The organism is Actinomycetota bacterium (genome assembly GCA_040754375.1).
Lineage (GTDB): Bacteria > Actinomycetota > Acidimicrobiia > Acidimicrobiales > AC-14 > JBFMCT01.
The window spans coordinates 21,145-33,488 of the sequence record JBFMCT010000017.1 but is presented as its reverse complement, the minus strand read 5'-3'; the positions used below and the strand labels follow the sequence as shown (position 1 = coordinate 33,488).

Annotated in this window: 12 protein-coding genes; 7 read left to right on the top strand and 5 right to left on the bottom strand. The window is 72.7% G+C overall.

What is annotated here, in order from left to right; genetic code table 11:
* Positions 1-31 precede the first annotated feature (31 nt).
* On the bottom strand, positions 32-1,633 hold the full coding sequence (locus tag AB1673_09160; GenBank protein ID MEW6154138.1) for an MFS transporter: 1,602 nt from the start codon (positions 1,631-1,633) through the stop codon (positions 32-34).
* A gap of 75 nt (positions 1,634-1,708) precedes the next feature.
* Here AB1673_09160 and AB1673_09155 point away from each other — a divergent pair, with 75 nt between their 5' ends.
* The gene (locus AB1673_09155) at positions 1,709-2,302 is read left to right on the top strand and encodes a TetR/AcrR family transcriptional regulator (protein MEW6154137.1); all 594 of its coding nucleotides are present in this window, start codon (positions 1,709-1,711) and stop codon (positions 2,300-2,302) included.
* Positions 2,303-2,330: 28 nt separating this feature from the next.
* Here the strand turns inward: AB1673_09155 and AB1673_09150 are convergent, their stop codons facing one another.
* Both AB1673_09150 and AB1673_09145 read right to left on the bottom strand, forming a co-directional pair.
* Positions 2,331-3,305 carry a dienelactone hydrolase family protein gene (locus AB1673_09150; protein ID MEW6154136.1) on the bottom strand — a complete coding sequence of 325 codons (975 nt, stop codon included), beginning with the start codon at positions 3,303-3,305 and terminating at the stop codon, positions 2,331-2,333.
* 42 nt (positions 3,306-3,347) lie between these two features.
* Positions 3,348-4,919, bottom strand: a complete 1,572-nt coding sequence (locus AB1673_09145) for a radical SAM protein (protein MEW6154135.1) — start codon at positions 4,917-4,919, stop codon at positions 3,348-3,350.
* A gap of 84 nt (positions 4,920-5,003) precedes the next feature.
* Here AB1673_09145 and AB1673_09140 point away from each other — a divergent pair, with 84 nt between their 5' ends.
* Complete coding sequence (locus AB1673_09140; protein ID MEW6154134.1) at positions 5,004-5,813, top strand: hypothetical protein; 810 nt, start codon at positions 5,004-5,006, stop codon at positions 5,811-5,813.
* 8 nt (positions 5,814-5,821) lie between these two features.
* Here AB1673_09140 and AB1673_09135 read toward each other — a convergent pair whose 3' ends face one another.
* Together AB1673_09135 and AB1673_09130 are read right to left on the bottom strand one after the other, a co-directional pair.
* Positions 5,822-6,016: a hypothetical protein gene (locus AB1673_09135; protein MEW6154133.1), complete on the bottom strand. Its 195-nt coding sequence runs from the start codon at positions 6,014-6,016 to the stop codon at positions 5,822-5,824.
* Positions 6,017-6,252: 236 nt separating this feature from the next.
* Positions 6,253-6,549 carry a WhiB family transcriptional regulator gene (locus tag AB1673_09130; GenBank protein ID MEW6154132.1) on the bottom strand — a complete coding sequence of 99 codons (297 nt, stop codon included), beginning with the start codon at positions 6,547-6,549 and terminating at the stop codon, positions 6,253-6,255.
* A 411-nt stretch (positions 6,550-6,960) separates the two neighbouring features.
* Between AB1673_09130 and AB1673_09125 the strand changes: the two genes are divergently transcribed.
* The 5 genes from AB1673_09125 to AB1673_09105 all read left to right on the top strand — a co-directional run bounded on the left by AB1673_09125 (position 6,961) and on the right by AB1673_09105 (position 12,319).
* Positions 6,961-7,296 carry a hypothetical protein gene (locus AB1673_09125; protein ID MEW6154131.1) on the top strand — a complete coding sequence of 112 codons (336 nt, stop codon included), beginning with the start codon at positions 6,961-6,963 and terminating at the stop codon, positions 7,294-7,296.
* Positions 7,297-7,342: 46 nt separating this feature from the next.
* Positions 7,343-8,677: a hypothetical protein gene (locus tag AB1673_09120; GenBank protein MEW6154130.1), complete on the top strand. Its 1,335-nt coding sequence runs from the start codon at positions 7,343-7,345 to the stop codon at positions 8,675-8,677.
* 156 nt (positions 8,678-8,833) lie between these two features.
* Entirely contained in the window at positions 8,834-11,191 is a 2,358-nt protein-coding gene (locus AB1673_09115) for a transglycosylase domain-containing protein (GenBank protein MEW6154129.1), read from the top strand.
* The gene (locus AB1673_09110; protein ID MEW6154128.1) at positions 11,188-11,472 is read left to right on the top strand and encodes a hypothetical protein; all 285 of its coding nucleotides are present in this window, start codon (positions 11,188-11,190) and stop codon (positions 11,470-11,472) included. The genes AB1673_09115 and AB1673_09110 overlap by 4 nt, the downstream gene beginning before the upstream one ends.
* 49 nt (positions 11,473-11,521) lie before the next feature.
* Positions 11,522-12,319 carry a glycosyltransferase family 2 protein gene (locus AB1673_09105; protein MEW6154127.1) on the top strand — a complete coding sequence of 266 codons (798 nt, stop codon included), beginning with the start codon at positions 11,522-11,524 and terminating at the stop codon, positions 12,317-12,319.
* The last annotated feature ends 25 nt before the right edge of the window (positions 12,320-12,344 follow it).

Here is a 12,344-nt window from a genome sequence, read left to right as displayed (position 1 = left end):
GGGGTATGACGATTACAACAATGTAGTTCGCCTATCTGTCCGCGGCCGGGGCGGCCAACTCGGCGACGTCCCCCGCGACCTCACCGGCGACGTCACCGGCGACTTGGTCGTCGACGGCGGGCACGTGGCGGGCAGGAAGGAAGGCGGCCGCCAGCACGGCGCCCACCACGGCGGCCCCGGCCGCCACCCAAGAGGCCGTGTGCATGCCGTGGAGGAAGGCGGTGCGCGACGCCTCGACGATCGCCGCCTGGGCGGCCGCCGGGGCCTGGGCGGCCACCGCCAGGGCAGCGGCCACCGAGTCGCGTGCCGCGGCCACGGCCGCGGCCGGCAGCGGGGCGCCCTGGAGCAGCTCGACGACCTTGGGCCCGTACACCGAGCTGAACACCGAACCGAGCACGGCCACGCCCAAGGTGCCGCCCAGCTCGCGAGTGGTGTCGTTCATGGCCGACCCCACACCCGCCTTGGCCCTGGGGAGCGAGCCCATGATGGCCTCGGTGGCCGGGGCCGTGGTCATGCCCAGCCCGAAGGCGATGAACAGCATGGAGCCGACCACCGGCCCCCAGTAGGCGGTGTCGGCCACTACCGTCGTGGCCCACACGAAGCCGACAGCCATGAGCGCCAGGCCGGTGGCCACGACCGCCTTGGTGCCCAGCCGCAGTGCCAGTTGCGCCCCCAGGGGCGAGGAGATGCCGGCCCCGAAAGCGAAGGGCAGCGTGTGGATGCCGGCCGTCAGCGTCGAGTAACCCCGCACGAGCTGGAAGTACTGGGTGATGAGGAACACGAAGCCGAACAGGGCGAAGAAGGCGACGGCGATCGAGACGCTGGCCGCGCTGAACCGCCGGTTGCGGAACACCGCCACGTCGAGCATGGGGTCGGTGCGCCGCCGCTCGTAGAGCACGAAGCCCACCAGCAGGACGGCCGCGGCCACGAACCCCCCAACAGTGGCCGGGGAGCCCCAGCCGTAGTGGGGGGCCTCGATGACCGTGAACACCAGCACGGTGATGGCCGCCACCGAGGTGGCCAGACCGACGGGGTCGAGGCGCCCGGCGTTGGGGTCCTTCGACTTGGGCAGCAGGCGGCCGCCGCTGACCAGGGCGAAGGCCACGATCGGCAGGTTGACGAAGAACACCGAGCCCCACCAGTAGTGCTCCAGCAACCAGCCGCCTGAGATGGGCCCGAGGGCCACGGCCAGGCCAGCCGTGCCCGCCCAGATGCCGATGGCCTTGGCCCGCTCGGAGGGGTCGCGGAACACGTTGGTGAGGATGGCCAGCGTGGCCGGGAACACGAAGGCCGCCCCTACGCCCATGGCCGCCCGGGCGGCGATGAGCTGGGCCGTCGAGGTGGAGAAGGCGGCGGCCATCGAGAAGATCACGAACAGCACGAGCCCGAGCTGCAGCGCCCCCTTGCGGCCGAACCGGTCTCCGAGGCTGCCGAAGGCCAGCAGCAGGCCGGCGAAGGCCAGGCTGTAGGCGTCGACGATCCACTGCAGGTCGCTGGTGGTGGCGTCGAGCTCGCGCGACAGCGTCGGCAGGGCGACGTTGACGATCGTATTGTCGACGACGACCAGGAACACGCTGAGGTTGAGCACCCCGAGGATGGCCCACCGCTTGCGGTGGATGGTCTGTTCGTTCACCTCGGGCTTCTCCCCTCTCGAACCGTGTAGCACGCCGTTCTACGAGTGTAGGTCGGTGTGCTAGAATCGTCAAGCATGGGCTCACGCACACCGAGCGTCGAGGTGGAGGCGGCCCTGGTCGACGCGGCCGAGAGGATCCTGGCCGCCTTCGGCCCGGGGGCACTGTCGGTGCGCCGCATCGCCGCCGAAGCGGGGGTGGCCCCCATGTCCGTCTACAACCGGTTCGACGGCAAGAACGGCATAGTCGACCGGCTCTACGTGCGGGGCTTCGACGACCTGGCCCGGGCGCTCCGAGGGGTCGACGACACCGACGCCGGGGCTGCACTGGCAGCCTGCGGCGAGGCCTACTGGGCCTTCGCCATGGCCCGGCCCGCCACCTACTCGGTGATGTTCGACCGGTCGGTGGACGGCTACGAGCCTTCGCCCGCGGCCTGGGGCCACGCCTCGGACTGTTTCGGTGAACTGGTCGCCCACGTCCGCCGGGCCATGGCCGCCGGGGCCGTGGCCGACGGCGATCCCGTCGACGTCGCCCAGCAGCTGTGGGCCTCTCTGCACGGGCTCGTCTCGCTGACCATGCGCTCGCTCGGCTTCGTGGCCGACGTGGATGCCCATCGTCGCCGCCTCTGCCAGGCGCTGCTGCGAGGCCTGGCCCCCCCGCCTCCCGCCTGACGGGGACCACCGGCCAGCCGGCCTGGCCTTAGCGGAGGTGGCGGTCGAACCAGGCGAGCATTGCGCCGAAGGCGGCCTGGGCCTGGGTGTGGGCCGGGCCGGCGGTGGGGTCGTCGATCGACCGCACGAAGGCGTGGTTGACGCCCGGGAAGGTCCGGACCTCGTGGGTGACCGAGGCCGACTCCAGGGCAGCTTTGACCACGGGCTGGTTGGCGTTGACGCGGGCGTCGTTCTCGGCGTAGACGGCCAGGACGGCGGCGTCGGTGCGGGCGAAGTCGGGGTTGTTGGCCTGGCCGTAGAACGGGATGGCGGCGGCCAGCTCCGGTGACCCGCCCGCCTTGAGCAGCTCCCACACCATGCCGCCGCCGAAGCAGAACCCGATGGCCGCCAGCTTGGCGCCCGGCGTGCGCCGGGCCAGCTCGGTGAGGCTCGACTTCATGTCGTCGACCGAGCGGTCGGTGGCATTGGCCGTGAGCGCCGGCCCGATGGTGGCGGGATCGGTGAACGTCGCCGTGCCCCCCTGGGCCGACAGCAGGTCGACGGCCAGTGCGCTGTAGCCACTGCCGGCCAGGCGGCCCACCATGGAGCGCACGAACGGCGTGACGCCCTGGTTCTCGTGGATCACCAGGACGGCCCCCTTGGGCGAGGCAGCCGCCGCGAACACCCCCAGGAGCGTGGTCCCCCGCCCCGGGTAGGTGATGTCCTCGACGGGCAAGGGGGCGCCCGTGGTCGGGGGGGCCGCCGGCGCGGTCTGGCCACCACCCGGGGTCGGGCTGTCAGCCGAAGTGGTCTCGGTGGCGGGGGCCGTGGGGTCGTCGGCCGCGCCCTCGCCGCCGCCGCCGCCACAGGCCGCCAGCAGGGCCGACGCCCCCATGACCGTGACCCCCAGGTACCCGAGCCGGCGCATCGCCTCCCGCCTGCTCAGCAGCCCGTCGGCGTGGTTCTCGGCGATCTCCTCGGCTAGGTAGCGGACGTTGGGGTCCATGATCTCCTGGTCAGCCATACCGGGATCCTAGGAACGAAGGTGCCCGGCTGAACAGGGGCGTCACAGTCCCAACCCGAGCTGGTGGGGAACCGTCCGGCCAGCTCCAGCAGCCGGGCGGCCACCCACCGGCCGCGGGCGGGGGGCCGAGCGGCGGCTACCGGGCGATGGCGGGTGGCCCCCGTGGCGAGCCACCAGGTCGGCCACGTAGCGGGCCAGCGCCTCCTGGCGGGCCTTGGGGGCGTAGGCGCGCGGGTAGAGGCGCTCGCACTCGGCCACCAGGTCGGGACGGGCCCCTGCCAGCCAGGCCACATAGTGCTCACGTACGCCGGGCCGCAGGTGGAGCAGGATCGGGGTGACCGAGGCGGCCCCGGCGGCCACGCACGCCCTCACTACCTCCTCGAGCGAGCCGGGCCCGTCGGACAGCCCTGGCAGCACCGGGGCCACCAGCACCCCGCACGGCACGCCCGCCTCCACCAGCCGGGCCATGGCCTCCACCCGGCGCCGGGGGTGGGGGGTGCCCGGCTCGGTGAGCTTCCAGACCTCGTCGTCGAGAGTGCCGATCGAGAAGTTGACCCTGACCAGCCCGGCCCGGGCGGCCTCGGCCATCACGTCGAGGTCGCGCAGCACCAGCGACGACTTGGTGAGCACCGAGAACGGGTTGGCGGCCCGCACCAGCTCGCCGACGATGCCCCGGGTGAGGCGGTACTTGGCCTCGCACCGCTGGTAAGGATCGGTGTTGGTCCCCATGGCGATGTGGTGGCCAGCCCAGCGTGACGGGGCCAGCTCGGCCCGCAGCCGCTCCACGGCGTTGACCTTGACGACGATGCGGCGCTCGAAGTCGTCGCCCGCGTTGAGCCCTAGGAACTCGTGGGTAGGTCGGGCGAAGCAGTTGTGGCTCACGACCTCGTCGGCCACGAAGTCACCGGTGCCCGTCGTGATGTCGTACATGGGCATCCGGGCCCCGAGGGCCTCGACGGCCACGACCCGGCGCCCCGCCCCGCCCTCGACGGTCCTCCCGAGGACGGCCCCGCTGTCAGCACCGGCCCGCTCCGGTTCCCCGGGCCCGAGCAACGCGCTCGACGTCGTCAGGTGCGGGCGGTGGCCCTCGACCTTCTCGGCGGCGGTGACGTACCCCCAGCCCGCCTCGGTGAGGAACCGGTGGTCCCCGCCGGCCACCAGCGCGGTGCCGTCCTCGAGGGTGACGCGGTACGCGGTCTCGACCGTCTCCCAGTGGGCCCGGACCACGGTCGCGACCAGCCGTCGGCGCCTTCGGTCGGGGGCGGTGCCCACGACGGCGTCGCCCACTCGGAGGGCGCTGATCGGGCGGGTGTGACCGTCGGCCATGAGGACCGGCGTCGCCGGCGCCAGGCAGTAGGTGCACGCGTGGGAGCATCCGCGGTAGGCATTGATCGTGAAGCGGAAGGGCACGCGGGAGGCGGCAGGCACCTCGTTGACGATGCGCCGGGCGTTGACGTGGAGGAACTCCATGCCCCGGTACTCGCCTCTGCCGACGTGGCGCTCCACCCCCTCGAACAGGGCGCCCTGGCCCTCCTCGCCGGCTGGGTCGCCCGTCCCGCCGCCCGTCCGGGCGCCGGGGGCCAGGGGCCAGCGCAGTTCGCCGGGAGGGGCCACGGCCGACCATCCTACCCCCTCAGGCGAACGTATGTTCTACCCCGCACCCGGGAACCTGCGGGCTCGGCCCGCCGTCCAACAGCCATGACGCTCAGGATCCCCGCCCTCATCGCCGGGCTCGCCCTCGTCGCCACCGCCTGCGGCAGTGGGGACGAGACCGTCGGTTCCTCGCCCTCGCGCCCCCAGGGGGCCGACGAGGTGGTCATCCAGGTCACGGTGGCCGGGGGGTTCGTCCCGGTCGACGTGGCCCTGGGCAACGTGCCCATCGCCACCGTGATGGGCGACGGCACGGTGCTCACCCCCGCCCCGGTGCTGGCCATCTACCCGGGCCCGGCCATCGCCGCCCTCCAGTCAGTGAAGATCGGTGCGGCCCAGGTCGACCGCCTGGTGGCCGAGGCCGACCGTCTGGGGTTGCTGGCCGGGCCGGTCGACTTCGGCCGTCCCCCGGTGGCCGACGCCCCCGACACCACGGTGACGATCGAGGCCAACGGGAGGTCCTTCGCCCACTCGGCCAACGCCCTGGGGATAGCCGACGAGGGCCCGGGGCTCACCGATGCCCAGGTCGCCAACCGCCGGGCGCTCAGCGAGCTCGTCGACGCCGTCAACGCCCTGCCCCCGGGCGAGGAGCTGTGGGCGCCCTCGGAGGTGGCCGTGGTCGTCGTCGGGCCTTACACCCCCGAGCCCGAGATCCCTCAGACGCCGGCCCCCTGGCCGCTGGCGGCGGCCCCGGCCACAGCCGGCAACTGGCCGTGCACCCTCGTGGAGGGCGCCGACGTGCCCGTGCTCCTGGGCGCCCTCCAGCAGGCCAACGCCCGCACGCCCTGGGTCTTCGGCGGGTCGCAGTGGTCGGTGTCCTTCCGGCCCGTGGTGCCCGGCCAGCCGGGCTGCCCGTAGCCGGCTGGTCAACCGGGCGGGGTGATGGTCTGGTCGTCGAGCTCCTGTGAGCGCCGGTCACCGCTCTCGTGGTAGCGGGGGCCGGTCAGGTCCCCGAAGTCCCCGAGCTCGCCGCCCATATCCTCAGCCGCCTCCTCAGCCTCGGCCAGCTTGCGGTCGACCTGCTCGAGCTGCTCGTCCTGGGGTGGGTTGTCCTGGGCCATCCCCTCGGCCTACCCGGCCAGGAGGCGGCCGTAACGAGACGCACCCCAGGGTTCATCGGCCGTTCACCGCCCGGCCCGCGGGCGGACCCCCGCCCGACACCCGTTGGCCTTACGGTGCCGATTGCGGGGGCGACCGCCGCACCCCAGGCCAGCCGGGACCCACGCCCCGGCCAGCCATCAGGGTCGCCCCCGAGGACGCCTGCCGGCGGACCGGCCCGTGCCGGTCCGCCGGGAGCTCAGGCGGTCATGGCCGCCGGGGCGTTCTTGGGCGGGCGTCCCCGGGGCCGCTTGAAGGCCAGCACCTTGCCCTTGAAGAACAGGCGCCCGCCCCACACCCCGTAGGGCTCGCGGCGGGCCAGGGCCCCCTCGAAGCACGCCTCCCGCACCGGGCACTCCCCACAGACCGCCTTGGCACGGGCGATGTCGTCGAGCTGCTCGGAGAAGAAAAGCGCGGTGAGCTCCCCCGTGCCGTCGCGGCACAGGGCCAGCTCTCTTACGGTCTCCTCGTCTTGTTCCCACCTCTCGGCGAGCATCGCTCTGCCCTCTCTGTTGTACGGAAACGAAAAAGCCGCCGGGGGTTCCCGGCGGCCTTTGGGCACTTCTTCGAAGAAGGAGTCGGAGATCTATCCCGGGGGATCTTCTCCCGTGCCCATCAGCCACCCGTTCACGTGGTCGTCGCGGAACGACGACACGGTGGTAATGCACGAACCCATGGCCTCGCCCGTGAGCGCGGTGAGGCCAACGCAAACCCACGGCTTGCCTTGATACGCCTGACCGGTCACTGGCTACCTCTCGCTCGTGATGCCGCCCGTGGTGGACGGGGAGCCGCTTCCCATGGCTCCGGCCCCATGGTGCCCCCCATCGGCCCGTACGTCAACCGAATTACCGCCGGGTGCGCGCCCGCCCCCCGCATACCGGCCCGGCCGTGGGAAAATGGCCGGGCTATGCCGATGCGCACCGACTGCAAGAACTACGAGACCCGCACCTACCGCACGGGCGAGACCGTCCGTAAGTGCAACCTCGACCTGGCCCCCGAGGCTCCATGGCGCTGCCCCGAGAACTGCGAGGGTTTCGAGCTGCGCATGGCCGACGTCAACTGGACGTACGGGTCGCTCATCACCCCGCCCACCCCCGAGGAGCCTCCCGGTCTGGGCCAGGGCGCGGCTGAGCTGCTCGACGCGGCCGAGGACATCGTCAACGCCGCCGGCCGCGAGATCCTCGAGGAGATGAGCCGCACCGAGCGGCGCAAGCCCATGTGGCGCCGGTTCCTCGGGCGCTGACTACCACGGCGGCCGCTCCTACCCCCGCCACCTAGCCTGAGCGGCCGTGGGCCACGGTCTCAGCTTCCGGATCAGGGGCATCCCTGTCCGCATCGAGGTCACCTTCCTGCTCGTGGCCGTCCTGCTGGGCCTGGGGGCGCGCAGCGGTGCACTGCTGGTCACGTGGGTCCTGATCGTCACCGGCTCGGTGCTCCTCCACGAGCTGGGCCACGCCGTGGCCTTCCGCTGGTTCGGCCAGAGCCCGTCGATCGTCCTGCAGGGCATGGGTGGGCTCACGTCGGCCCATGGTGCCCTCTCCCCCCGTCGAGACCTGGTGGTCAGTCTGGTCGGTCCCCTGACCGGGCTGCTCCTGCTGGGTCTACCGGCCCTGTGGCTGGGCCGCAGCAGCGAGGGCCTGTCCACTACCGAAGCTGCCCTGCTGACCGACGTCGTCTGGGTGAACCTGGCCTGGTCGGTGCTCAACCTGCTCCCCGTCCTGCCCCTCGACGGGGGCCGGGTCTCGGCCGCCCTGTTCTCACTGGCCACCAAAGGCGACGGCCTGCGCCCCGCCCACCTGGTATCGGCGGTCGTGGCCGCGGCCGCCGGGCTGTTCGCCTACACCCAGGGGTACGTGTTCGGCGCCCTGTTCGCCGGTTTCTTCCTGGCCATGAACGTGGGCCAGCTCACGGCCGGGCGCAACCAGGGACTGGCCGAGCGGCTCGACCAGGGGTGGGCGGCCATGCGCACGGGCGACGTGGCGGGCGGCGCCCAGGCCGCCCAGGGCGTGCTGGCCGACCGGCCCTCGGCCCAGGTGATGGCCCGGGCCACCGAACTGCTGGCCTGGTCCCGGCTGGCCGGCGGCGACGCGGCCGGCGCCCGCGCCACGCTGGCCCGGTTCCCCTCGGGCCACTCGCCCGACCCCTTCCTGTTGGCCGCCCTCGACCTCGACGCCTCCGAGACCGGCGCGGCCCTCGACCACGTCGTCGCCGGCTACCAGGCCGGTGGCCAGGGCCCGGCCCCCCACGTGCTGGCCGACGCCCTGGCCCGGTCCGGGCTGGCCGGGGAGCTGACCGACCGGTTGCTGGCGCCCGGTGGGCCGGGAGCGGCGGCTGCGGCCCGGTTCGCGGTCCACCTCCACGGCGTCGGGCACTACGCCGAAGCGGTGGCCGCCGGGGAGCGGGCGCTGGCGTCGTCGGACGACGGGGGCCGGGGCGAGATCGCCTACAACCTGGCTTGCAGCCACGCCCGGGCGGGCCACGGCGACGCCGCCCTCGACTGGCTAGCGCGCGCCGGCGACCTGGGGTTCGCGGATACAGCCCTGGTCGACGGCGACCCAGACCTCGACGACCTGCGCACGCTCGACCGGTTCCGCACCGTTCGAGACCGGTTGGAACGGCCGTAGCCCGGCCCGTGGAGGGCGCGGGGGCCGGCGCGACGGGGGGCGGTAGGTTAGGAACGTCCCGTTCGGAGTTAACCCGGCGCCGACGGAGGGGTACGACCGTCACCACATGAACTTCCACGACGCAGACTTCCCGACTGCTCGCCCGGCACAGCCGTGTTGAGCCCCCCCCAGCCCGGCTACACCCAGTGGCTCCCGCCCGAGGCCCCCACCCAGTGGCAGCCCCGCCCGGCTGGGCAGTGGGACCGCAACCCCCACGGCTACGGCCGCGACGACGGCGACGGCCGTTCGTGGCTGGCGAAGATCGCACTGGCCGCGGTGGTCGCCGGCGTCCTGGTCCCCGTGGTGGTCGTGCTCATCCTCTACAGCACCTACAAGGGCCTGCTCGCGGGCTCACTCCCCGACGAACGGCCCTCCGTGGTCTCAGGCATCACCCGCGTCTACGACGAGGGGGGCCGCCAGATCGCCCTGCTGCGGGAGTTCGACCTGAGCCTGCCCGTCAGCCAGCAGGACATCCCCCAGGTGCTCAAGGACGCGGTCGTGGCCGCCGAGGACCGGCGCTTCTACTCCCACAACGGGGTCGACGACCGGGCCATCCTCCGAGCCATCTGGGCCGACATCACCGGGGGCGGCTACATCGAGGGCGCCTCGACCATCACCCAGCAGTACGTCCGCATGCTCTACCTCACGCCCGACAAGACCCTCGACCGCAAGCTGCGGGAGGCGGCGCTGGCCCGGCGGGTCGAGAAGGAGATGACCAAGGACGAGATCCTCTACCGCTACCTGGACCGGGTGTACCTCGGGGGCGGGGCCTACGGGGTGGGAGCGGCGTCGCAGTCCTACTTCCGCAAGCCGGTCAACGACCTCACCATCTCGGAGGCGGCCCTGCTGGCCGGGCTCATCCAGCTCCCGAGCGTCAACGACCCCCGTTCCAACCCGGCGGGAGCCGAGCAGGTGCGGGTCAGGGTGCTGGGCCAGATGCTCGACCAGGGCCGCATCAACCAGGCCCAGCACGACGAGGCCGTGGCCGAGAGGCTGTTCCTGCGCGACGTCAACTTCGAGCCCAGCGGGCCGGCGACCGTCGTCCACCCCCACCTCGACCAGCAGTCCGAGCACCCCTACTTCGTCGACTACGTCCGCCGCTACCTGGTGGCCCGCTACGGCGACGAGAAGGTCTACCGGGGCGGGCTCCAGGTGTACACGTCGATCAACCCCGAGCTCCAGGCCATGGCTGAGGCCGCGGTCAACGAGGCGCTGCGGGGTACGACCGCCCCCTTGGAGATGTCCTTGGTCTCGGTCGAACCGAGCACGGGCCTGGTCCGGGCTCTGATCGGAGGGCGCGACTTCAGCCGTTCGGAGGTCAACCTCGCCCTGGGCAACTGCCCCAACCCCACTCCCCCGCGCGACGGCGAGCCCTTCTGCGTCCCCGGCGGCGGCACTGGTCGCCAGCCCGGCTCGGCCTTCAAGCCCATTACCTTGGCCCGCGCTCTTGAGGAGGGCATCAGCGTCGACAAGGTCTACTCGGGGCCGTCGACCTACCGCTTCCCCAACTGCACGGGCGGCGCCCAGGCGGGCTGCACCGTCAGCAACGTCGAGAGCGCCGGTTACGGCAGCCTGACCCTCAGCCAGGCCACGGCCTTGTCGGTGAACACGGTCTACGCCCAGCTCGTGCAGGACGTCGGCGTCAAGGACACGGCCGAGGCCGCCCACCGCCTGGGCCTGACGATGATCAGCCCCGACGGGGTGCAGCCCAACGGCCAGGCCTACGGGCCGTCGCTGACCCTGGGGGCGGCCGAGGTGTCCCCCCTCGACATGGCGTCGGCCTACGGCACCTTCGCCAACCGCGGGTCTCTGGTGGCGCCCTCCCCCGTGGTCCGGGTCGAGGAGCCCGACGGGACGGTCCTGGAGGACGTGAAGAACCGCAAGGGCCGCCAGGTGCTGGCCCAGCCCCTGGCCGACCAGGTCAACCAGGTCCTGGCCCGTACGATCAGCGCCGGGACGGGGACGGGGGCCGACATCGGTCGGCCCAACGGGACCGCCGGCAAGACGGGCACGAGCGAGGACTTCGGTGACGCCTGGTTCGTGGGTTACACCCCCCAGCTCTCGACGGCCATCTGGATGGGCTACTCCGACTCCCGCCGGCCCCTGACCAACGTCAAGGGCCTGGCCCGCGTCTACGGCGGCACCCTGCCGGCCCCCACGTGGAAGGCCTACATGACCGAGGCCGCCCCCCTTCTCAACCTGACCGACTTCGTCCAGCCCGCGCCGCCACCCACCACCGCCCCTCCCCCGGCCCCGCTGTTCGAGTCGCCGGCACCCGCCCCGCCCACCACCGGCCCGTCGCCGACCACGACCGCACCTCGGACGCCCGTCGCCCCGCCGCTCACCCGCCCGCCGGTGACCCAGCCCCGCCGGCCACCCCCCACGTTCTCGTTCCCGATCCCCACGACCGTGCCGCCCACGGTGCCCACGACCGTGCCGCCAACCACGCCGACCACATCGGCCGGGCCGCCGTGATCCTCGTGCTCGTGCCCGTGGCCGCCGTGGTCGTGGGCCTGGCCCTGTGGGTCGCCCTCAAGGGGATGGGGGCGCTGACCGTGCCGGGCGCCGACCACGCCGGCGGGGGTGCCGGCGGCTACGGCCGGGAGCGCTTCCGGGACCAACCCCGGCCCACGTCGCTGCGCGAGTGGGTCGACCGGGTGCCCTTCGGGGTGTACGTGGGCATCATCGCCGTGTCCGCGGTGTGGGTGCTGGCCTGGCTGATCGCACTGATCGTGGGCCTCAGCTTCCTCACGTAGTGCCGCCCGGAGATGCGATCGCGCTTTCGCCTGGGGACCGGGACGGGCCATGATGGGGGACGTGGCCAACCCCATCACCGAGCCGGCCGTCGCCCCGGCCGCGGAGAGCCGTCGGTGCCACGTCCTGGTGGCCATGCCGGCCTACAACGCGGCCCGTACCCTGGCCGCCACCTACACCGGCATCTCCCGTGACGTGGTCGACGAGGTCCTGCTGGTCGACGACCGCAGCCACGACGCCACCTTGGAGGTGGCCGCCCGCCTGCCCATACGAACCATCGGGCTGCCCCACAACGTCGGCTACGGCGGCAACCAGAAGACTTGTTACCTCGAGGCCCTGCGCCTCGGGGCCGAGATCGTCGTCATGCTCCACCCCGACGGCCAGTACGACCCCGCCCTGATCCCCGACCTCATCGCCCCCATCCAGCGGGGCGAGGCCGACATCGTGCTGGGCAGCCGTATGCTCATCCCCGGGGGTGCCCGGGCCGGCAAGATGCCCCTTTACCGCTTCGTGTCCAACAAGGCCCTCACGGCCATCGAGAACGCCATGCTGGGCACCTCGTTCAGCGAGCTGCACACCGGCTACCGGGCCTACTCGCGCAGCTTCCTCGAGACGGTGCCCTTCCTGCGCAACTCCAACGACTTCGTCTTCGACAGCCAGATCATCGCCCAGGCCGTGGCCCTGGGCCAGCGGGTGGTCGAGGTGCCGATCCACACCCGCTACCACGCCGACGCGTCCTCGACGTCCATGCGGGCCAACATCCGCTACGGGTTGTCCACCCTGTGGACCATGGGCCGCTACCGCCTGCACACCGCCGGGGTGGCCCGCTCCCGCCTCTTCGCCCGGTAACCGGTCGCCCACGCGAGCGCCAGCG

Coding starts and splice junctions, on each gene's coding strand:
- AB1673_09135 (MEW6154133.1), bottom strand. CDS start 6,016: ATGGCCCAGGACAACCCACCCCAGGACGAGCAGCTCGAGCAGGTCGAC.
- AB1673_09125 (MEW6154131.1), top strand. CDS start 6,961: ATGCCGATGCGCACCGACTGCAAGAACTACGAGACCCGCACCTACCGC.
- AB1673_09140 (MEW6154134.1), top strand. CDS start 5,004: ATGACGCTCAGGATCCCCGCCCTCATCGCCGGGCTCGCCCTCGTCGCC.
- AB1673_09105 (MEW6154127.1), top strand. CDS start 11,522: ATGATGGGGGACGTGGCCAACCCCATCACCGAGCCGGCCGTCGCCCCG.
- AB1673_09150 (MEW6154136.1), bottom strand. CDS start 3,305: ATGGCTGACCAGGAGATCATGGACCCCAACGTCCGCTACCTAGCCGAG.
- AB1673_09155 (MEW6154137.1), top strand. CDS start 1,709: ATGGGCTCACGCACACCGAGCGTCGAGGTGGAGGCGGCCCTGGTCGAC.
- AB1673_09130 (MEW6154132.1), bottom strand. CDS start 6,549: ATGCTCGCCGAGAGGTGGGAACAAGACGAGGAGACCGTAAGAGAGCTG.